The sequence below is a fragment of the Pseudorhodoplanes sp. genome, from assembly GCA_032027085.1.
GTDB lineage: Bacteria > Pseudomonadota > Alphaproteobacteria > Rhizobiales > Xanthobacteraceae > Pseudorhodoplanes.
Map to the genome: position 1 here is coordinate 1485882 of JAVSMS010000001.1, position 21066 is coordinate 1506947.

The window sequence follows — 21066 nt, forward strand, 5'->3', positions numbered from 1 at the left end:
TCCGGACGCATTTTTTCTTTCAATATGGGCAAAACAATAACGGCCGGGTCAAGCCCGGCCGTCATCGCATTTAGTCTGAATTGAACGAAACGACGTCGTCAGGCGCGTTCCACGCACATAGCAATGCCCATGCCACCGCCGATGCACAATGTCGCGAGCCCTTTCTTGGCGTTGCGCTTCTGCATTTCGTAGAGCAGGGTCACGAGGACGCGGCCGCCCGAGGCTCCGATCGGATGACCGATCGCGATGGCCCCGCCATTGACGTTGACCTTGGAGGTATCCCAGCCGAGATCCTTGTTCACGGCACAGGCCTGCGCAGCAAAGGCTTCATTGGCCTCGATCAAATCGAGATCCTCGATTTTCCAGCCCGCCTTTTTCAGTGCTGCGCGCGAGGCCGGGATCGGCCCAGTTCCCATGATGGAGGGGTCGACGCCTGCGTGTGCCCAGGACACGATGCGCGCCAGCGGCGCCTTGCCCAGCTTGGCGGCTTCGCTGGCCTTCATGAGCACCACCGCGGCGGCGCCGTCATTGATGCCGGAGGCATTGGCCGCCGTGACTGTGCCTTCCTTGTCGAAAGCGGGGCGGAGCTTGGCGATGGACTCCATCGTCACGCCGGCCTTCGGATATTCGTCGGTATCGACGACGACATCGCCCTTACGCGCCTTTAGCGTCACAGGGACGATCTCGTCCTTGAACCGGCCGGCCTTCATCGCCGCCTCGGCCTTGTTCTGCGAGGCGACGGCGAACTCATCCTGCTGTTGGCGGGTGATCTGCCATTGCTTGGCGACATTCTCGGCCGTGTTGCCCATGTGATAGCCGTTGAAGGCATCCCACAGGCCGTCCTTGATCATGGTGTCGACCATTTCGAGCGGGCCCATCTTGGTGCCGCTGCGCAGATGCGCCGCATGCGGCGCCTGGCTCATCGATTCCTGGCCGCCGGCGACGACGATTTCGGAATCTCCGTTCAGGATCGCCTGATATCCAAGCGCCACGGCGCGCAGGCCCGATCCGCAAAGCTGGTTAACGCCCCAGGCCGGGCTCTCGACCGGGATGCCGGCCGCGATCGACGCCTGGCGCGCGGGATTCTGTCCCTGACCGGCGGTGAGAATCTGCCCCAAAATCACTTCCGACACGCGCGGCGCCTCGACGCCCGCACGGTTAAGTGCGGCCTCAATTGCGACCTTGCCCAGTTCATGCGCCGGCAGGTTTGCGAACGCGCCGTTAAATGCGCCGACCGGCGTGCGCGCCGCACCGACAATGACGATGTCGTCCTTCATTGCAGAACTCCTGTTGGTGGACCGGGACCGGATCTGGCAACAGCTTGCGGCCGGGTTGTGCCGGGCGCGGAACAAACCCTATTCACGGCCTATTTGCCTGCCCCTCGATAGCACGACCACGGGCGACGGCAAATCGCCCCCTGCATGCAACGGCCGGAATGGAGGCCTGCACAAAACGGTGGCTCGACGGCTGGAAATTGCCTATTTTGAAACTATCGGCCCGCACCATGGGCCTTGGGAGCGTGAACCCCCGGATGGCCAATACCGAAGCACCCATTACGATCAAGAAATACGCCAATCGGCGCCTCTACAACACCGGGACAAGCACTTACGTCACGCTGGAAGATTTGGCGACGATGGTGAAAGACGGCGAAGACTTCGTCGTCTATGACGCGAAAAGCGGCGAGGACATCACACGATCGGTACTCGCGCAGATCATCTTCGAACAGGAGAACAAGGAAGGGCAGAACCTGCTGCCGATCAATTTCCTGCGTCAACTGATCCGGTTCTACGGCGACAGCATGCAGATGCTGGTCCCTCGTTATCTGGAAGTGTCCCTTGAGTCGCTGACCAAGGAGCAGGAAAAATTCCGCCAGCAGATGGCGCAGGCCTTTGGCGTCGGTTCATTCGGGCCGCTGGAAGATCAGGTGCGCCGAAACATGGAAATGTTCGAGAAGGCGTTCTCGATGTTCACCCCTTTCGCCCGTCCTGCCGGCGCGAGCAAAGAGCAGCCTTCAAGCGAAGCCGGCAACAAGTCACCCGCCGATTTCGACGAGATGAAGCGTCAGCTTGAGGAAATGCAGAAGCGGCTCGACCGGATGGCAGAGAAGGACAAATAGTCCTTACGCCGAGTGCTGAACGGCCTTGGCGGTTTCTGCCTGCCAGGGCCGATGCAGCGACGCACGGCCGACCAGTTCTCCCTGCAGATAGTCGCAGCCCCAGTCCGTGAGCAAAGTCGCGGAGGCTTCGTCCTGCACCCATTCGGCGACGGTCTTGAGACCGAGGCCGCATCCAAGGTCCAGCATGGTGCGCACAAATGTCCGGTCATCCTGCGATTTCATCATGTTCTGCACGAACTCGCCGTCGATCTTGATGACATCGACGCCGAGCTTGCGAAGATTGCGGAAGGATGTGTAGCCGGCGCCGAAATCATCGATGGCGATGCGTACGCCGAGATCCTTCACCCGGGCAACGAAGCCGCGCGTATCATCCAGATTGTGAATGGCGGCAGTCTCGGTGATTTCGACGATCAGGCGCTCTGCGGCGTCGCGATTCGCCCGCAAAAGCGCACCCAGACGGGACCACCATTCCGCATCTGTCGTTGAAGCCGGCGACACGTTCAGGCTCACATGCAATTGCGGATTTTCAACGAGCTCCGTGATCGCCAGTTCCAGCACGCGCTGATCCAGCAGACGCACGAGGCCGAGCCGTTCCGCAATGGGAACGATCCTGTTGGCAGGAACGATCGTGCCGTCTGCGCGGCTTATCCGCATCAGACATTCATAGAAGGCCGGCTGCCGGCTGTGCGCTTCCACCACCGGCTCATAAGCCAGCACGATACGGCGTTCGTTCAGCGCGGCGACGATCTTGTCGGTTACTTCCATATTTTCGCGCCGGATCGCCTCGCGCTCGATACTCGGCTGATAGGCGAAAAACGACCCCGGACGCTTGGCCTTGGCGCGGTCCAGCGCTTCCTGCGCACGCGCCAGAACCTCATGCACATTTGCGGCCTGACGCGGAGCGGTCACTCCTCCGATCGTCACGGTCACCGGCACCGGCCCGGCTGCGGTGATCACGATATTGTCGCGCACCGCCGCCAGGAAGCGCTCGGCCGCGTGCACCATGTCATCGGGCGAGCAACGTTTCAGGATGATACCGAATTTGTTGCCGGCGAACTGCACAAGGGAATCTTCCGAACGCATGCGGGTGCGCAGACGCGTGCCCACCGCGCTGATGACTTCATCAGCGATATCGTAGCCGTAGCCCTCGTTGATGCGGTTCAGTCCGTCAATGGCGACGAGCATGAAGCCGCACGAGGCGCGAAGCTGCGTGGCTTCCTGCAGCGCGGCGTTGAGTGGGCCGGTGACATGCTCGCGGCTGATCCAAGCGACCGCGCCGGGCGACGCGACGCGCTCGCCAGCGTGGCAGGGATTTGCAATGCAGCGGACTACGCCATGAGCGAGGACGGGACGACCTTCGGGCCCCGCGAACCACCGCCCGCTATCCTCCAGCCAATGCCGTGGCGAGCGCGACGAGGCACTGAGGCAATAGCGAATCCGGTAAGGGACGCCTGTGCCAGCGTCCGTCTCCTGCGATTGCGTCACCGCACTCGCCGGGGTCTCGACATTTGCGGCATCAAGCAATGCGGCATAGGCGCGGCCGGTTGCAATCAAATGAGGATCGCGCAAGCCCAGCACATTCGGCGCGTTCGAACTCCACCGCAGGGAGTCGCTGTCGATACGCCATTCATAGGCGGCTTCGCCGACAGAGTTCACGACGCCGACGATATCGGGCGAAGAGAGGCAATTGCAATCGGCACGGCGTGACGAAGCTGCCGACGATTTACCGCCCCGCGCGCGGGCGCGATCAGCACGGGATCTCGACGGCTTTTTCGTCACGGCGATCCTGTTTCAGGGAACGCAGCGTCGCAAATTGCGACGCGACCGGTCGGCTGTACGCTCATCAGACTAGGCCGAAAGCCTAAAAAAACGGAAAAATCAAAGCTTTGCTTTTGCTGCTTTTGCTGGGGAACCTTCCCTGCCCCGCCGGCATAGAGCTTGCGACAACTCCTGTTAACGAGGACATGATGTCCCGAAATGAGACAGGAGGAGGCGTTGGCCAGAATTAGCACACTGCGCACGGTGCCGACCGGCCGGTTCGAGCCTGCAGACTCGGCTGATATCGCCGGACCGGAGACGTCGCCGCGGCGGGATCTGGTCCGCATCGAACCGGCCGCATCTTCCGCCTCTGTTCATCTCGCGCGGGCCCGGCCGCAAGCGGCCTTTCTGGCCCATCTGCTCGCGGTCGCGCAGCGAGCACCGCAGACGCAGGAAAAGCGGCGCGCCGCGCCCCAGGACGCGATCAACAGCTATGCCGCGACGGGCCGAGCTGCTCCTGCCGTCCCAGGCCGCTCATTGAAGCGTGCTGTCTGACGCTGAAGATCAATAACCGAGCGCACAACCGTCCTTGCGGCCGTCCGAGGCGCCAATCAGCACGCCGCGATCCCAGTCGATGCGGATCGCCTGCCCACCACCCAGCGGCAATTCGCGCACGTTCACGTCATGGCCGCGCGCCGTGAGCCCGTCGATCGCCGCCTGCGGGACGCCGCGTTCGACCATGGTCTTCTCATCCTCGAAAAACACGCGCGGACCGTCGAGCGCCTGCTGCACATCCATGCCGTAGTCGACGATGTTGGAAATGAAATGCGCGTGTCCCATCGCCTGGTAGGAGCCGCCCATCACGCCGAAGGACATGTCGCAGCGGCCGTCACGCATGGCGAGCGCCGGGATGATGGTGTGCATCGGCCGCTTCGACGGGCCGATGGCATTGGGGTGATCCGGGGCCAGTACAAAGCTGCAGCCGCGATTGTGCAGCATCACGCCGGTCTTCTCGGTCGTCATGCCGGAGCCGAAGGCATAGAACAATGAATTGATGAAGCTGACCGCCATACGGTCGCGATCCACAACAGTCACCAGCACGGTATTGCCGCGCGGCGCCGGTGCCGATGGCAACTGGCTGCGCTTCGTCCGATCGATCATGTCGGCGAGATCGGCCGCGAAGGCACGATCGAGCAACGCCTGCGGTGTCGTGCGCATGAAAGCCGGATCGGCGACATGCGTGTTGCGCACGGCGTAAGCCAGCCGCCCGGCTTCGAGCGCGAGATGGAATCGCTCGTCGCTTACGGGATCGAGCTTGTTCATCTCGAATCGCTCAAGGATGTTGAGCAGCACCAGCGCCGCAATGCCCTGCCCGTTCGGTGGCAATTCGACGACATCGAGCCCGCGATAATTGGTGGAGATCGGCGTCGCTTCCTCGCCGCGATGCGCCGCGAAGTCGGCTTCCGTCAACAGGCCACCGCGCGCGGCAAGCGTCTCAACAATGTCGCAGGCGATCGCGCCCTCGTAGAAGGCTTTCGCGCCGCCTTTGGCGATGGCTTTCAGCGTCTCGGCCAGTGCCGGATAACGCACGCGGTCGCCGGTTTTCGGTGCCATCCCGCCCGGCAGGAAATGCAACGTCGCGCCCTTGTCGGCACGCAGCTTCTCGACATGCAGCGCCCAGTCATAGGCGACGCGCGGCGCGGTCGGCACGCCGTCGCTGGCGGCGCGAATCGCCGGCTGCAATACGCGATCAAGCCCCAGCCGTCCGTGTTGCTCGACGATCGTCTGCCAGCTCTCGACTGCGCCGGGCACGGTGACCGCGTGAACGGAATTGATCGGGATATCCTTCAGACCTTCGCCGACCAGCTTCTCGACACTTGCCGCCGCGCCCGAGCGGCCGGACCCGTTATAACCCCAGACCGGCTCGCCCGGTTTCGCGATCAGACAGAAACAGTCGCCGCCGATGCCGGTCATGTGCGGCTCGGCAACGCCGAGCAATGCGACGGCAGCCACCGCGGCGTCCACCGCGTTGCCGCCCGCCCTCAGCGTCTCGATCGCCGCGAGCGTCGCCAACGGATGCGACGTCGCCGCCATGGCCTCGCCGGCGAATACGGGCGAACGCCCGGGAAAATGGAAATCGCGTGCCATGTGAATTACACAATGCGGAAAGGCGCAGGCGCGATCAACCGCCCGGCTCAACGTGTCCCAGCGCGAGGTCGCGCTGGGCGGTGCGGATGGAGATCGAGAAGCCGCCGACGACGTCGACGAAGCAGATAACCAGCAGCAGCAGGAAGGTCGAGGTCGCCGCCTGCTTCACCATGATGAATTCGGCGAGCGCGGCGACGAACACGATGAAGGACAGGATGTGATCCATGATCGCCTTGACGCCAAAGCGCGTGGCTTTCAGCACCTCGACGAAGAGCAGGAGGATCGACAGGATGATGAGCAGATCGCCGGTCGAGACGTTGAGATCGGCTTGCGACATCATCCGGATCGTGAACAGGGTGTCGGAAAACCCGGTCGCGAACAGAAATGCGACGATGTTGTAGATCGCAAGCGGAATGAGCAGCAGCGGGAACCCGACGAGATACATGGAGCAACAATCTCCTGCTCACTGGGCGGCCCGGCTATCCTGTCCGGCCTGATTATGCGTCGCTCTTGGCTTTCAGCACCTGACGGCCCTTATACATACCGGTCTTCAGATCGATATGATGCGGGCGGCGCAGTTCGCCGGAATCCTTGTCCTCGACATAGGACGGCTGCTTGAGGGCGTCGGCGGACCGGCGCATGCCACGCCGCGACGGCGAGGTTTTTCGTTTAGGAACGGCCATTGGAAGGAACTCCTGGAAATCCGGACTGTGCGGGGTTGCCGCGGCTTATAGAGGATGGCTTTCCGCAAGGCTAGAGCGATCCGGCGAAAGTCGCCCCGACCCCCCTCCCTCGGACTAATTTCGGCTGTTGCGCCGTCTCAGACAATCGTCGAGCGCCCCTGATCGGGCCGCCCGCGCCTGGTAGATGCCGGCAAGCCGGCTCACGCCGGGCCCTGGCCTTTGCGCATTCCTCCGCACCGGATTGGGCAGGACGGCGGCCAGCAGGGCGGCTTCCCGCGCCGAGAGGTCGCGGGCCGACTTGCCGAAGGCCCGCCGGGCCCCGGCTTCAGCGCCAAACTCCCCATTCGGACCCCACTCGGCGATATTCAGATAGATTTCCATGATCCGCCGCTTGGGCAGGATCAGATCGGCCCACAGACTGAGCGGATATTCGAGCGCCTTGCGGACATAGCTGCGGCCGGACCACAGAAACAGGTTTTTCACCATTTGCTGCGTGATACCGGACCCGCCGCGCAGGTCTTCGAGGTCTTCCGCTTCGGACACGATGTCCCGCAGACTTTGCCAATCGACACCATAATGGGAACAAAAGCGGCTATCTTCGGCGGCGATCACCGAAAGCGGCAGGATCCTCGCAACCCTGCCGATCCCAACATTCGTCTGCACCACACGCTGGCCGGTCGCATAGCGGGCGAGCATCGGGATGGAAACCGGGTTCACGACCAGATAAAGCGGCACCAGCAGATAAGGTACGAGGATGATGACCAGGATTGCCACCAGCAGGAGCCGCAGGATACGGCGGGCGGCACCGGGCCGCGCGAGGGAGAGCGCACTGTTCGACATTCCCCGTCCCGGTCTGACAGAGCCTTCAGGCTTGGTAAGACGACCACCCCTAGGCAATCCCGCCGCAGGTGACAAGCGATGACACGGTTCCCGTTGCGTGACGTGATGCCACTCCGATGATGACAATGAACCAGCCTCAAACGGATTTTTCCGCGCGCCTTGATGCCACGGCAGCCGATATCGATCGGCTGCTGAAAGAGCTGCTCGCCGACAAGCCCGGCGACGGCGAGATCGCGCGGCCGGCGCGCCTGCTCGAGGCCATGCGCTATGCCAGCCTGTCCGGCGGAAAGAAGCTGCGGCCTTTTCTGGTGGCGGAGACGGCGGCCTTGTTTGACGTGCCGCGCGAGCAGGCGCTGATGGCGGGCGCGGCGCTGGAATGCGTGCATTGCTATTCGCTGGTGCATGATGATCTGCCGGCCATGGACAACGACGATCTGCGGCGCGGACGGCCGACGGTGCACAAGGCCTTCGACGATGCGACCGCCATTCTGGCCGGAGACTCGCTGCTCACATTCGCCTTCGATGTCATGGGCCGGCCCGAGGCGCATCCCGACGCGAATATCCGGATCGCATTGGTGACGGAGCTTGCACGCGCCGCCGGCATCGGCGGCATGGCGGGCGGCCAGATGCTTGATCTCGCCGCCGAAGGTCGCTTTGACGGTCAGCATTCGGCGCTGGACGAAAAGAGCATCCTCACGCTGCAGGCGATGAAGACCGGCGCGCTGTTGCGCTTCGCCTGCGTTGCCGGCGCCATCCTCGGCCGCGCCTCGCCGGCACAGCGCGCGGCGCTTTCGCGCTATGGCGAGGCTTTGGGCGCCGCGTTCCAGATCGCCGACGATCTGCTCGACGTGGAAGGCGATGCGGCGACGATCGGCAAGGCGACGCAGAAAGACGCCGCCAGCGGCAAGGCCACGCTGGTCGGTATTCTGGGCGTCGCCGCCGCGCGCCAACGCCTGACGGAGCTGGTGGCGCAAGCGCATGTTGCACTTGCGATCTTTGGCGAAAACGCCGCCATCCTGCGCGAGACAGCCCGTTTCGTCGCGGACCGGCCGAAATGAGCCGGCATAAAAAGCCGTCACATCCACGCGATCATATCGCCGGTCTCTTGCATAGCATTCGCGTTCACAGCGCGTTGTTCGTCTCCATTGTCGTCGGCTTTGTCCTGTTCCTGCTGCTGCCGCAGAACTGGGAACTTTCGGCACGCCTGGTGCTGAGCTGGGATGTCGGCGCGCTCGTCTATCTCGGCTTTGCCCTTTCAACGATCTTTCGCTTCTCGCTCAGCCGTGCAAAGAGCCGCGCCGCCGACCAGGACGAAGGCGCGACCCTGATCCTGATGCTGACCGTGATTGCCGCAGCGGTGAGTCTGGGCGCCGTCGTGAGCCTTCTGGGGATCGCAAAAAATGCGGACGAAGGATACCGATCCATTTTCCTTCTGCTCGGGATCATGACTACACTGATTTCGTGGATGCTGATCCACACCATGTTCGCGCTGCATTACGCACACGAATATTACGGCGGCGAGGATGTCGGTCGCGGCGGCGGGCTGAAATTTCCGAACGAGCCGCAACCGGACTACTGGGATTTCGTCTATTTCTCTTTCGTCATCGGCATGACCTTCCAGGTGTCCGACGTGCAGGTGACGCGCAAACGGGTGCGCCGGCTGGTGGTCGCGCACGGGATCGTCTCATTCTTCTTCTCGGTCACGATCATCGCCCTGATGGTCAATATCGGGTCGACTTTGATCTAGTTAAATGTTTGACCCGGCAGACGGTTTTTAGCTTCCTCCGTCTGCAACTATCCAAATCGTAACGTGACGAAGCTGCCGTAAATGCCTACATGTCCGCTGCAAGGATGATGGTTGTATGTCTGAGGCACCAAAACCACTGCGACGTCTGTCGGTCCGGTGGCTGGCGGCGTTGGCGCTAGTGGCCACCGCGGGTCTGGCGGCGTTCTTTTATGGCATCGCCGAATGGGGCGGCGCGCCGGCCGAAGACAGCTATCGTCTCGCCAAAGCCGAACGCGGCGAGATTATCGCCACCGTGAACGCCACCGGCACCATCAATCCGACCACGACCGTCATCGTCGGCTCGCAATTGTCCGGCCAGGTGGTGCAGATTCTCGCCGACTATAATTCCGAGGTGAAGGCCGACCAGGTGGTGGCGCGGCTCAATTCCGACCAGATCCGCGCCAAGCTTGATGCCGCGCGCGCCGATCTCGAACAGATGCGCGCACAGCAGCTCGTGCAGGAAGGCCAGATCGAGAAGGTGAAGGCCGAGACCGAGAAAGCCCGCGCCGCGCAGGCCGACGCAGAAGCGCAGGTCGCCCGCAACGAAGCTTTGCTCAACGATACCCAGCGCATCTTCGAGCGGCAGAGCGAATTGCGCTCGCGTGGCTTTGCCGCCGAACAGGCGCTCGACACCGCCCGCGCCAACCGCGACGCGCAGCAGGCGGCGCTGAGTTCGGCGCGCGCGCAGGTGAATTCGGCAAAGGCCGCGATCACGAGCCTCGCCGCCGATCTACAGGTGGCGCAGGCCAATCTCGCCGCCGTGACTGCGCAGATCGCGCAGCGCCAGGCTGCGGTGCGGCAGATCGAAGTGGACCTGCGCAATACGGACATCCGCTCGCCGGTGTCGGGCGTGGTCGTGCAGCGCAACGTCGAGCTCGGCCAGACCGTCGCCGCCTCGTTTACCGCGCCGGAACTGTTCCGCATCGCCGACGATCTTCGGCACATGGAGATTTCCGCCAATATCGACGAGACCGATGTCGGCCGCATCAAACCCGACCAGCGCGCGACATTCACCGTGAACGCGTTTCCCGGTCGTACATTCGAAGGTCGCGTCAAGCAGGTGCGGCTCGGTTCGCAGACCGTCAACAACGTGGTCATCTACACAACCATCATCTCGATCGAAAACCCGCGCCGTGAATTGCTGCCCGGCATGACCGCCAACCTGCGCATCGAAACCGACCGGCGCGAGGACGTGGTGCGCATTCCGAATGCGGCGTTGCGCTGGCGCCCGCCCGCGGACACTCCGGTTGCCGCCGCGCCGGGCGCTGCGGCCGGGCGCTCCGCCGCGAGGTCCTCCACCGATACGCGCAGCGTGACCCAGGTCTTGATCGAAGCAATCAAGAGCGAACTGAATCTGAGCGACGCGCAGAACAAGGCTGTCGACGAAGCGGTAGCCGACATGCGCAAGGGTTTCGCCGCCGCCATGGCGACGGAACAGGACACAAATGCCCGCCGCGAACGCGCACGCGCGCTGCGCAGTGAACTTGAGCAGCGGATTTCCGGCATTCTGAATGAGGACCAGCGCGCCGCGTTCAAGTCCATTCGCGAGCGCTTCGCCGAGAGTGGCGGCGCCGCGCTCAGCGGCCGAGTGTTCGTGCTCGGTCCCGACCGCAAGCCGGAGGGTGTCACCATCCGCATCGGCGCGAGCGATGGCGCGCAGACCGAGGTAGTAGCGGGTCTTGAGGCCGGTCGCGAAGTGATCATCGGCGGCGGCCCGGCGACCGCCACCCAGCGCGGACCGCGCTTTGGCTTCTGAGGTCAGGATGGTATTGATCGAGACCGAACACCTGATGCGGCATTATCGCCTCGGCGAGGAGATCGTGCATGCGCTTGAGGACGTCTCGGTGTCGATCGAGGCAGGTGACTTCATCGCCGTGATGGGACCGTCCGGTTCCGGGAAATCGACCTTCATGAACGTGATTGGCTGCCTCGACCGGCCGACCGCAGGCACCTACCGCCTCGACGGCGAAACCGTCTCCGCGCTCGGCGCGGACGCGCTCGCCGCCGTTCGCAATCGCAAGATCGGCTTCGTCTTCCAGCAATTCCATCTGCTCGACCGGCTCGACGCACTTGCAAATGTCGAGCTACCGATGATCTATGCTGGCGTTCCGCCCGCCGAGCGGCACGCGCGCGCCGCCGCTGCGCTCAAGCGCGTGGGCCTCGGCGAGCGTATCCATCATCGTCCCACACAATTGTCCGGCGGCCAGCAGCAGCGCGTCGCGATCGCCCGCGCCATCGTCAACGAACCGAAAATCCTGCTCGCCGACGAGCCAACCGGTGCGCTCGACAGCCGGACCTCCATCGAACTGATGGTGCTGTTCCAGGAACTCAACCGCGAAGGCGTGACCATCTGCATCGTTACGCATGAAGCGGACATCGCGAGCTACGCCAAGCGCCTGATCCGCTTTCTCGACGGCCGCGTGGTCAGCGACACCCTGCAGACGCCGGCGAACGCTGCGGCTCACCTCGGCAAGATAATGCAGCCGCAACCCGCGGAGGCGGCCGAATGACCTATCGCGACGCCGTCATCTCCGCCGTCGACGCGCTGCGGCTGAACAAGCTACGCTCCGCGCTCACCATGCTCGGCATCATCATCGGCGTGGCCGCGGTGATCGCCATGATCGCGGTCGGCGGCGGCGCGCGCGAACAGGTGGTGGCGCAGATCCGCAGCCTCGGTTCCAATCTGCTGGTCGTGATGCCGGGCAACGTGACCGCCGGCGGCGTGCGCATGGGCGCGGGCGCGGCCTCCACCCTCACCGACGAGGACGCCACCGCCATCATGGCGGAAGTTCCGAGCGTGCAGATCACCGCCCCCAACATGCGCGGCACCGGTCAGATCATCGCCGGCGGCATGAACTGGGCGACCGCGATCTTCGGCATCGACCTCGGCTGGTTCGAGGCGCGCGACTGGGAGGTGGAGCATGGCCGCATGTTCGAGCCGGAAGAGATCGCGCGCGGCGCGCAGGTGGCGATCATCGGTCAGACGGTGGCGCGCAATCTCTACGGCGGCATCGATCCGGTCGGCGAGGAAATCCGCATTCGCAATGTGCCGCTGCGCATCATCGGCGTGATGGGCCGCAAGGGGCAGACCACCTGGGGCCAGGACCAGGACGACGTCGTGTTCGTCCCGCTCAACACCGCGCGCCAGCGCGTGCTCGGCCGCAACCTCGCCAATGCGCGGGCGGTCGGCTCGATCTATGTCAAGGTGCGCGAGGGCGAGAGCATCAGCGCGACGGAAGAGGAGATCAAGGTGCTGCTGCGCCAGCGCCACCGAATCCAGCCGGGCGCCGATGACGATTTCTCGATCCGCAATCTCGCCGACATCGCGGCGACGCGCGAGGCGAGCGCGCGCACGCTCGAGCTTCTGCTTGCCGCGGTCGCCGGCGTGTCGCTGATGGTGGGCGGCATCGGCATCATGAACATCATGCTGGTATCGGTGACCGAGCGCACGCGCGAGATCGGGCTGCGACTTGCAGTCGGCGCGCGGCAATGGGACATCCTGCGGCAATTCCTTCTGGAATCGGCGGGCCTTGCGGTGATCGGCGGCGCCATCGGCATCGCCATCGGCATCGGCGCGGCCTACGTGATTTCCAAGGCCGCCGGCTGGCCGCTCCTGATCGAGCCCGGCGCGGTGCTGCTCGCGGTCCTGTTCTCCGGCCTCGTCGGCGTGTTTTTTGGCTGGTATCCCGCCCTGCGGGCGTCGCGGCTCGATCCGATCGAGGCGTTGCGGCATACCTAGCTTCTTACCCTCCCCCTTGTGGGGAGGGTCGCTCGCCGAGCAACAGCGAAGGCGAGCGGGGTGAGGGTCCTTCCGAAACTCACCGAACGACCCCCACCCGGCTCGCGCTACGCGCTCGCCACCCTCCCCACAAGGGGGGAGGGTAATAAAGTGCGGCGCACTCCTGCAAACTACTTCCGCCTGTCCACCACCACGCGCCACCGGCTCCTGCCTTTGCAATCGTGCGTCTGCCGCCAATAGATGAGCTGCGGCTGCGCCTTTGCATCCAGCCGCCAGCGGCCTTCGGTGCGGCAGATCTGCGATTCCGGATCAACAAACACTTCGGTGAGCTCGCGCGCTTTCGGAAACCAGCGGATGTTGGACAGCGAATCGGCCGGATTGGATGCGTCCTTCCTGCCCGGGCGCGGAAACATCAGCAGGCGCGCATTCTGCCCTTGCGCATCCTCGGCATAAACCAGCGCCTGAATATAATTGGCGTGATTGCCCGGGCATTGCGCGGCGTACACAACGCCGCCGGCGAAGGGGCGACGGGTCACGAAAGACGGCTCCATGCCGCAGTCGATTTTTTCGACAACGGCCGGCGGCGTGTCCTTCCAGTCGATCGAAACCGAGCCGTCCGTCTGCGCGAAGGCGGGACTGGCGAGTGTGAGAAAAAGCAGCCAAACGAATTTCATGCGCAATCCTTAAAGCCAACGCTCCGCCGCCCGGATTCTTGAAAGGCGCCGGGCTCGCCTTCATTCCCAAGTCCCGTTCCTTTCCCCTGCCATTGCAAGGGCGCGCGGAACGCCGGGCTCTCAGCCTGCCCGCGGCCTCGTGCGGCAGAGTTTTGGCCACACGAGATTGCAGTCACCACGGAAGGCCGGTTGCTCCGGCGTTCCGCGCGCGGTGTTTGAGGGTCTGCTCCGTCGTCCCCGGAGGATGTTCCTCCCCCGGTAAGCCGGGCAGCGAACCCGGCGGAACGCGGCTTGAACCCGCCGCCGCGCAGACCACGTCTGCCCGCGCTGCGGCCACCGCACCCCGCCCCGCGCCTCATGACGCTGATCAGACGCCCCTTGTCCCGGGGCGGGATGGACAAGGTATATTATCCTATAGGAATATTGTCAAGTGGCGAATTGAGCTTTTTCCCGTCATGAGCGAAGGTGACGATCTTCCTGCAAAAGGACGGATGCGCGGGTCAAAAGGCAGCAACGGCGACTGCTTCGAGGGCTGTGCCGCGCAGGACGGATCAGAGGCGCCCAACGAGTGAAAAAGCTACCGCCCGCCGCGCCACCAGCTCTGGATGCGCCGCCAGTATTGTCGTCCTGCGGTGGAAAACATCGCAAACAGGATTCCGGCGATGACGATGGGAATCCAGAGCAGCACCAGAGCCGAGAGCACGACAAAGAACAGCGCAACGACGAGGCCGACGCCGAGCAGGATCAGGGCGATGGTGAACGGCCCCGGCCGCTTCAGCGACATGCGGCGAATGCCGTCGGGGCCTTCCTCGACGTGGATGAAGATGCTTTCAAACGAGCCACGCCGGCGCACATCCTCGCCGGGCGGAATGATCTCGGGCTCGTAACGCGGCTGTTCGGCGCGGGGACGGTCGGGTTCGGTGGTCATTGAACGAATATGGGGCCACGCAAACGCGGCGGCAATGTGCCGAAGGCCGCAGAGTTGAGTCCGGGCGTCCCGCCCATGCGAACACAGCGAGCGCGCGCCGAGACCCATAGCCACTGAGCTTACGATTCAGAAAAGCTGAGTGTATGGGTCCCCGCTTGCGCGAGGACGACTTGAAATGATTGCTTGCTGCCCAACGGCTTCCAACCATCGGGCTGCGAAGAAACTCACTCAGCCGCGGTGCGTCCCGCCCCGCCCGCACCATAGCGACGTTCGATGTAGTCCATCACCATCGTCTTGAAGTCCGACGCGATGTTGGGGCCGCGCAGGGTGGCGGCCTTCTGGCCGTCGATGAAGACGGGCGCTGACGGCGTTTCGCCGGTGCCGGGCAGCGAGATGCCGATATCGGCGTGCTTGCTCTCGCCCGGGCCATTCACGATGCAGCCCATCACCGCAACGTTCAGCGCCTCGACACCGGGATAGCGCGTCTTCCATTCCGGCATCTCGTCGCGGATGAAATCCTGGATGTCGCGCGCCAGCTCCTGGAACACGGTCGAGGTGGTGCGCCCGCAGCCGGGGCAGGCGGCGACCAGCGGCACGAAGGTGCGAAAGCCCATGGTCTGCAGCAATTCCTGCGCGACCTTCACCTCCAGCGTGCGGTCGCCGTTCGGCTCCGGCGTCAGCGATATGCGGATGGTGTCGCCGATGCCCTGCTGCAGCAGAATGCCGAGCGCGGACGAGGAGGCGACGATGCCCTTGCTTCCCATGCCAGCCTCGGTGAGGCCGAGATGGATGGCGTAGTCGGAACGCTCCGCCAGAACCTGATAGACCGCGATCAGATCCTGCACAGCGGAGACCTTTGCCGAGAGGATGATGCGGTTCTTCGGCAGGCCGAGCTCTTCCGCGCGCTGCGCCGACAGCAAAGCCGACTGCACCATCGCCTCGCGCGTCACCGCGCGCGCCTCCAGCGGCTGCGACGACTTCGCGTTCTCGTCCATCAGATGCGTGAGCAGTTCCTGATCGAGGGAGCCCCAGTTGGCGCCGATGCGCACCGGCTTGTTGTATTTGATCGCCATCTCGATGATGGCGGAGAACTGCTTGTCCTTCTTGTCCTTGAAGCCGACATTGCCGGGATTGATGCGGTACTTGTCGAGCGCCTCGGCGCAGGCGGGATGATCGGCGAGCAGCTTGTGGCCGATGTAATGGAAATCGCCGACGATCGGCACGCGCACATTCATCTGCGCGAGTCGATCCTTGATGTGCGGCACCGCCGCCGCCGCCTCGTCGCGATCCACGGTGATGCGCACAAGTTCCGAGCCCGCGCGCGCCAAGGCCGCCACCTGGCGGGCGGTCGATTCCACATCGGCGGTGTCGGTGTTGGTCATCGACTGCACGACAATGGGCGCGCCGCCGCCGACGGATACGCCGCCGACGTCAACGTCGACCGTTTTGTGGCGTGGCGCGGGGACGGCCATGCGGAATCTCCTTCGCCTCCTATGTATCACCTCCCCCTGAAAGGGGGAGGTCGCCCGCCTGAGCATCGCGAAGGCGGGCGGGTGGGGGTTAATAGACAATCTATGAAGGAAATAAGACCCCCTCCCCACCCCTCCCCCTTTCAGGGGGAGGGAGCAGGCCCTGCCTCACTTCGGCCTGTTCACCAAAATCAGCCCCGCGACCACCAGCGCCACCGCTCCGGCAAAGGCGGGGGTGATGGGATCTCCCATGACCAGATAGCCGGCGGCAACCCCGAACAGCGGCGTGAAGAAGGTGAAGGCGGAGAGCCGGCTGGCCGAATATTTCACGACCATCATGAACCAGACGAGGTAGGTGAGGCTGACGATCCACACCGTCTGCCAGGCAAGCGAGACGACCGGCAGGAGCGCCGGCATCGCCTCCATGCGCTCGCCGAAAGCGACAGCCGCCAACGCGAGCAGCGGCGTCGACACCGCAAGCTGATAGAGCAAGGTCTTTTCCGCGCTGGCGCGGTTGAGCGATGTCACCTTCACGACAAGCGTGGTCAGACCCCAGACAATGCCGGCGGCAAACTGCATGAGATCGCCCAGCCACTGATAGGGATCGCTCGAGGGCGTCGGCAGGCCGAAAGCGAGAATGAGTCCGGAGAAGGAAAGCAGCAGGCCTGCCCATTGCGAGAGGCGGAAACGCTCGCCGGGAATCAGGAACCGCGAGCCGATCACCACAACGAAGGGTGCGAAATAGAGAAAGATCACCGCGCGGCTCGCGGTGGTGTAAAGCAGACCGCGATAGATGAAGATGAATTCGAGCCCGAACAGAACGCCCACCAGCAATCCCGCTTTCAGCGTGCCGTCGCGCAGATCGAAGGAATGCCCGCGCGCCCAGGCCCAGAGCGCGACGATGAACGCGCCGCCGGCGGAGCGGACCGCGGCCTGGATCAGCGGCGGAATGTCGGGCAAAGCGAGCTTCACCATCACCTGGTTGAAGCCCCAGCACAGGCAGAGAAACACGATCAGCGCGACGGCGCCGGCCTCGAGATGGCGCGGCGCGGCTGCGGCCGCAGGCTGGGCGGTGGTCGACATGCGGCGTCCCGGCAGAAATCAGCGTCGGTGTTTGTAGCGGAGCGAAGAGGCGCGCGATATGGCGGCGCTCACATGGCGGGCATGAGTTCGTTTTCCCTCTCCCCGCAGCCGAAGTCGGAAACATCCGACTTCGGCTGCGGGGAGAGGTGAAAACTCACTTCTCCTGGCAATGACTGCACACGCCGGAAATCTCGATCACCGGCGCTTTTGCGGTGAAGCCGGCGGCGCGCGAAGCGGCTTTCAGCGATTCGGCCACCGCCTTCGACGGCGCCTCGCCGACCGTGCCGCAATGCTCGCAAATCAGGAACACCACCATCTCGCTGGTGTCGTGATTGTGGCCGCAGGCGACGAAGGCATTGCGGCTTTCGATGCGATGGACCAGCCCCTGGTGCATCAGGAAATCAAGCGCGCGATAGACGGTGATCGGTGCGTGGCGCGCGCCGTCGCGCGCGGTGCGGTCGATGATGTCGTAGGCGCCGAGCGGCTTGTGGCTCGCGAGGAGCGATTCCAGCACCTGCCGCCGCACCGGGGTGAGCCGCTGCGAGCGCGCCTCGCACAGCTTCTCGGCATGCGCCAGCGCATCCGCGCTGCAGCGCGCGTGATCATGATCGGGCGCATGGAAAACCGGCTGGCTCACGCGCCTACATATCGGTGCATTGCGCCGGAACGCAAACAGCGGCCACCGGTATCATATTGCAGCGCAGTATTTTCTATTGCAATGCAGCATATACCGCCTAGCTTAGACACAGGCCGATTCCGGCGAAGATGGGCTAATGTATTGATGCTGAAAGGTGTTTCGAAAGGCTTGAATCGCCTTCTGGCGGGAGGGCCGAAGGTCAAACGCGTGAATCTGGCCCTGCAGGGCGGGGGCGCGCACGGCGCCTTCACCTGGGGCGTGCTCGACCATCTGCTGGAGGACGGACGGCTGTCGGTCGCCGGCATTTCCGGCGCCTCGGCTGGCGCGGTGAATGCGGTGATGCTGGCCGACGGCCTCGCCCGCGGCGGCAGCGAGGCGGCGCGTCAGCGGCTCTCGGAATTCTGGAAAGCGGCGAGTCTCGCCGGCTCCCTGCCCGGCGCACAGCGCGCGGTGATGGACCGCCTGTTTTCCTTTCTGCCGGCAGAAACCTCGCCGGTGCAGCTCTTCATGGACACGATGGGGCGCTTCATGTCGCCCTATGATCTTAATCCGCTCAACATCAATCCGCTCAAGGACCTGATCGAGCGCTTCGCGGATTTCGAGACGATCCGCAATTTCCGGGAGCTGCAGCTCTTCATCTCCGCGACGCATGTGCAGACCGGGCAATTGCGCCTGTTCCGGCGCGAGGAGATGACCACCGACGTGGTGATGGCCTCGGCCGCTTTGCCGCTGATGTTCCGCGCGGTGGAGGTCGACGGCGAACCCTATTGGGACGGCGGCTTCACCGGCAATCCGCCGATCCTGCCCTTTCTCAAGGCCAACGATACCGATGACGTCATTCTGGTGCAGATCTCACCGCTGCGGCGCGACAAGGTGCCGACCATGGCGCGCGACATCGTGCATCGCGTCAACGAGATCACGTTCAACTCGGCGCTCGACACCGAATTGCGCGCGCTCGACCATATCAACCGCATCGCAGCGGATGGCGGGAATGGCCGCACGCGCCGCATGAACGTGCATCGCATCGTGCTGGAAAATGTCGGCAGCAAGCTGACCATGGGCAGCCGGCTGAAGACCGACAAGAATTTCCTCACCCTGCTGCATCGCGCCGGCCGGCGCGCGGCGCGGCGCTTCCTCGATCAGCATTTCGAGGATATCGGCAGACGCGGCACCATTGATCTCGTGGAAGAGAGCGCGGCTTAAAACGTACCGTCACCTGGAGGTTCGGCCCACGGGTCCGCGCAAAGCGCGGCCGGATGACAAACTCCGCCGCGCCTCGAAGGATGACGGATAAGCGGCGGTTTAGTGTGCAGGCACTTCATGCTAATCTCCGCCGCATGATCGAAAACCCGCTTCTCACCGTCGCCGTCCCGCCCGCGCGTCTCGACATCATCGTCGGCGACATCACGACGCTCGACATCGACGTGATTGTGAACGCGGCGAACCGCACGCTGCTCGGCGGCGGCGGAGTGGACGGCGCCATTCATCGCGCCGCCGGGCCGGAACTGAAGGCGGAATGCGAAACGCTCGGCGGCTGCGCCACCGGCGAAGCGCGCATCACCAAGGGCTATCGCCTGAAGGCGCGGCACGTGATACACGCGGTCGGCCCGGTCTGGGGCGGCGGCCAGCATGACGAGGACCGCCTGCTCGCGTCCTGCTATGCGACCTCGCTTGCGCTCGCCGCGCAGCATGGCCTCACTTCGATCGCCTTTCCCGCGATTTCGACCGGCGCCTATGGCTTCCCGGCGCAGCGCGCCGCCGACATCGCGGTGGGCACCGTGGTGTCGGAAATATCGGCGGCGCCGCGCGGCCTCACGCGTGTGATCTTCTGCTGCTTCAACGCGGCGTCGGCGCAGTGCCACATCGAGGCGCTGGCGGAGCTCGGCCTCAGCTAGACCGCCCTCATTTGCGACCCAATCGGTCCGCAGGGTGTTGCGGGGCGACCCGCGCAAGGGACCAATCCGCATGGACAGGCTGCTGTCACGCGTTGCACTGGCGCGCACCTGGACGCTGATTCTGGCGGCGCTCCTCGCGATCGCATTGCACGGCGAGGCCATCGCGCGTGAACGCGCGCTGGCGCTTGTCGACGAAGTGCAGGAGCTCGTGCAAAAGAACTTCTACAATCCGGAAGGCCTCGCCGGCTTCAAGGCCGAGATGGAGCGCGGCCGCAAGGAGGTGCAGTCCGGCGCCGATCCGGACGAGATCATCACGCGGTCGCTCAACGCGCTCGACGCTTCCCATACCGGCCGCTTCACGCCGGACCAGATCGAATATTTCGAGCTGATGGATATCTTCCGGCCGGGCGGCAAGCGGCGTGCCGCGCTGTTCCCGCCGGAGGGAACGGTGACCTATGCCGGAATTGGCATCGCACCGCGCATGTTTGAGGGCCGGCCTTTCATCGCCCATGTCTATCATGGCTCGCCGGCCGAGCGCGCAGGATTGCATGCCGGCGATGAAATCCTGGCCGTGGACGGCAAGCCCTACGAGCCGATCGGCTCGTTTGCCGGCAAGGCGGGACGCAACGCGGCCGTGCAAGTGCGGCGAGAGCCGGACAAGCCGGCGATCACGCTCGACGTTCCTGTCATCACGATCGAGCCGAACGACATGTTCCGCAACGCCATCCGCAGCAGCGCGCGCGTGTTCGAAAGAGGCGGCCATCGCATCGGCTATGTGCGGCTGTGGAGCTACGCGGCGCGCGGCGTGGAACAATTGCTCACCGAGCTCGTATCCAGCGAGCCGCTGAAAGACGCCGACGGCCTCGTTCTCGATCTGCGCAGCCGCTGGGGCGGAGCGCCGCCCGATGCCGCAGAAATGTTCATCGGACGCAGTCGCGACATGACGTTCATCAACCGCAGCGGCAAGGAGACCGCCGTCAATGCCCGCTGGCGCAAGCCGCTGGTCGCGATCATCGACCATGGCACGCGCAGCGGCATGGAAATCCTCGCTTACTCGCTCAAGCACGCAGGGGTTCCGCTGATCGGCACCGCGACGGCCGGCGCGGTGCTCGCCGGCCGCGGATTCCTGCTCAACGACAATTCCCTGCTGGAGGTGGCCGTCGCGGATGTGAAGGTGGACGGGCGGCAGTTGGAGGGTGCCCGCGTGCCTCCAGATATCGGAGTCAGCTACGACATCCGCTATGCCAACGGCGCCGATCCGCAATTCGAACGCGCGGTGACGGAGCTTGTCGACAAGCTCGCGCAATAAG

21 protein-coding genes are annotated in these 21066 nt (G+C 64.2%); 10 read left to right on the forward strand and 11 right to left on the reverse strand.

Features of this window, described 5'->3' with window-relative positions; translation table 11 throughout:
- Window positions 1-98 precede the first annotated feature (98 nt).
- Window positions 99-1277: an acetyl-CoA C-acetyltransferase gene (locus RO009_07265; protein ID MDT3684823.1), complete on the reverse strand. Its 1179-nt coding sequence runs from the start codon at window positions 1275-1277 to the stop codon at window positions 99-101.
- Window positions 1278-1531: 254 nt separating this feature from the next.
- On the opposite strand from RO009_07265, the gene phaR reads away from it, so the two are divergent.
- Window positions 1532-2116, forward strand: a complete 585-nt coding sequence (phaR, locus tag RO009_07270) for a polyhydroxyalkanoate synthesis repressor PhaR (GenBank protein MDT3684824.1) — start codon at window positions 1532-1534, stop codon at window positions 2114-2116.
- A gap of 3 nt (window positions 2117-2119) precedes the next feature.
- Here the strand turns inward: phaR and RO009_07275 are convergent, their stop codons facing one another.
- Window positions 2120-3772, reverse strand: a complete 1653-nt coding sequence (locus RO009_07275; GenBank protein ID MDT3684825.1) for a GGDEF and EAL domain-containing protein — start codon at window positions 3770-3772, stop codon at window positions 2120-2122.
- Between the two features lie 321 nt (window positions 3773-4093).
- On the opposite strand from RO009_07275, the gene RO009_07280 reads away from it, so the two are divergent.
- Window positions 4094-4429 carry a hypothetical protein gene (locus tag RO009_07280; GenBank protein MDT3684826.1) on the forward strand — a complete coding sequence of 112 codons (336 nt, stop codon included), beginning with the start codon at window positions 4094-4096 and terminating at the stop codon, window positions 4427-4429.
- A 9-nt stretch (window positions 4430-4438) separates the two neighbouring features.
- On the opposite strand, the gene ggt is transcribed toward RO009_07280, so the two are convergent.
- The 4 genes from ggt to RO009_07300 all read right to left on the reverse strand — a co-directional run bounded on the left by ggt (window position 4439) and on the right by RO009_07300 (window position 7545).
- On the reverse strand, window positions 4439-6022 hold the full coding sequence (gene ggt / locus RO009_07285; GenBank protein ID MDT3684827.1) for a gamma-glutamyltransferase: 1584 nt from the start codon (window positions 6020-6022) through the stop codon (window positions 4439-4441).
- Window positions 6023-6056: 34 nt separating this feature from the next.
- The gene (locus RO009_07290) at window positions 6057-6467 is read right to left on the reverse strand and encodes a hypothetical protein (GenBank protein MDT3684828.1); all 411 of its coding nucleotides are present in this window, start codon (window positions 6465-6467) and stop codon (window positions 6057-6059) included.
- 52 nt (window positions 6468-6519) lie between these two features.
- The gene (rpmF, locus tag RO009_07295; protein MDT3684829.1) at window positions 6520-6705 is read right to left on the reverse strand and encodes a 50S ribosomal protein L32; all 186 of its coding nucleotides are present in this window, start codon (window positions 6703-6705) and stop codon (window positions 6520-6522) included.
- Window positions 6706-6819: 114 nt separating this feature from the next.
- Window positions 6820-7545: a transglycosylase domain-containing protein gene (locus RO009_07300; GenBank protein MDT3684830.1), complete on the reverse strand. Its 726-nt coding sequence runs from the start codon at window positions 7543-7545 to the stop codon at window positions 6820-6822.
- A 125-nt stretch (window positions 7546-7670) separates the two neighbouring features.
- Between RO009_07300 and RO009_07305 the strand changes: the two genes are divergently transcribed.
- From RO009_07305 to RO009_07325, 5 genes are all read left to right on the forward strand, one after another.
- Window positions 7671-8603, forward strand: coding sequence for a polyprenyl synthetase family protein (locus RO009_07305; protein MDT3684831.1), 933 nt, complete (start codon window positions 7671-7673; stop codon window positions 8601-8603).
- Complete coding sequence (locus RO009_07310) at window positions 8600-9292, forward strand: DUF1345 domain-containing protein (GenBank protein MDT3684832.1); 693 nt, start codon at window positions 8600-8602, stop codon at window positions 9290-9292. The genes RO009_07305 and RO009_07310 overlap by 4 nt, the downstream gene beginning before the upstream one ends.
- Window positions 9293-9407: 115 nt before the next feature.
- Window positions 9408-11087, forward strand: coding sequence for an efflux RND transporter periplasmic adaptor subunit (locus tag RO009_07315; protein MDT3684833.1), 1680 nt, complete (start codon window positions 9408-9410; stop codon window positions 11085-11087).
- Window positions 11088-11094: 7 nt separating this feature from the next.
- Window positions 11095-11841, forward strand: a complete 747-nt coding sequence (locus RO009_07320; protein ID MDT3684834.1) for an ABC transporter ATP-binding protein — start codon at window positions 11095-11097, stop codon at window positions 11839-11841.
- Window positions 11838-13070 (forward strand): ABC transporter permease, encoded by a 1233-nt coding sequence (locus RO009_07325; GenBank protein ID MDT3684835.1) that lies wholly within the window; start codon window positions 11838-11840, stop codon window positions 13068-13070. The genes RO009_07320 and RO009_07325 overlap by 4 nt, the downstream gene beginning before the upstream one ends.
- A gap of 170 nt (window positions 13071-13240) precedes the next feature.
- Here the strand turns inward: RO009_07325 and RO009_07330 are convergent, their stop codons facing one another.
- The 5 genes from RO009_07330 to RO009_07350 form a co-directional block, all read right to left on the reverse strand.
- Entirely contained in the window at window positions 13241-13744 is a 504-nt protein-coding gene (locus tag RO009_07330; GenBank protein MDT3684836.1) for a hypothetical protein, read from the reverse strand.
- 577 nt (window positions 13745-14321) lie between these two features.
- Window positions 14322-14672, reverse strand: a complete 351-nt coding sequence (locus RO009_07335) for a hypothetical protein (GenBank protein MDT3684837.1) — start codon at window positions 14670-14672, stop codon at window positions 14322-14324.
- A 224-nt stretch (window positions 14673-14896) separates the two neighbouring features.
- The gene (gene ispG / locus RO009_07340) at window positions 14897-16144 is read right to left on the reverse strand and encodes a flavodoxin-dependent (E)-4-hydroxy-3-methylbut-2-enyl-diphosphate synthase (GenBank protein ID MDT3684838.1); all 1248 of its coding nucleotides are present in this window, start codon (window positions 16142-16144) and stop codon (window positions 14897-14899) included.
- A 165-nt stretch (window positions 16145-16309) separates the two neighbouring features.
- On the reverse strand, window positions 16310-17224 hold the full coding sequence (locus tag RO009_07345) for a DMT family transporter (protein ID MDT3684839.1): 915 nt from the start codon (window positions 17222-17224) through the stop codon (window positions 16310-16312).
- Between the two features lie 154 nt (window positions 17225-17378).
- On the reverse strand, window positions 17379-17861 hold the full coding sequence (locus RO009_07350; GenBank protein ID MDT3684840.1) for a transcriptional repressor: 483 nt from the start codon (window positions 17859-17861) through the stop codon (window positions 17379-17381).
- A gap of 144 nt (window positions 17862-18005) precedes the next feature.
- Between RO009_07350 and RO009_07355 the strand changes: the two genes are divergently transcribed.
- The 3 genes from RO009_07355 (at window position 18006) to RO009_07365 (ending at window position 21065) form a co-directional block, all read left to right on the forward strand.
- A complete protein-coding gene (locus RO009_07355; GenBank protein MDT3684841.1) occupies window positions 18006-19064 on the forward strand; it encodes a patatin-like phospholipase family protein in 1059 nt (352 codons plus the stop codon).
- Between the two features lie 134 nt (window positions 19065-19198).
- Entirely contained in the window at window positions 19199-19756 is a 558-nt protein-coding gene (locus RO009_07360; protein ID MDT3684842.1) for an O-acetyl-ADP-ribose deacetylase, read from the forward strand.
- A 70-nt stretch (window positions 19757-19826) separates the two neighbouring features.
- Window positions 19827-21065: a S41 family peptidase gene (locus RO009_07365; protein MDT3684843.1), complete on the forward strand. Its 1239-nt coding sequence runs from the start codon at window positions 19827-19829 to the stop codon at window positions 21063-21065.
- Window position 21066: the final 1 nt, after the last annotated feature.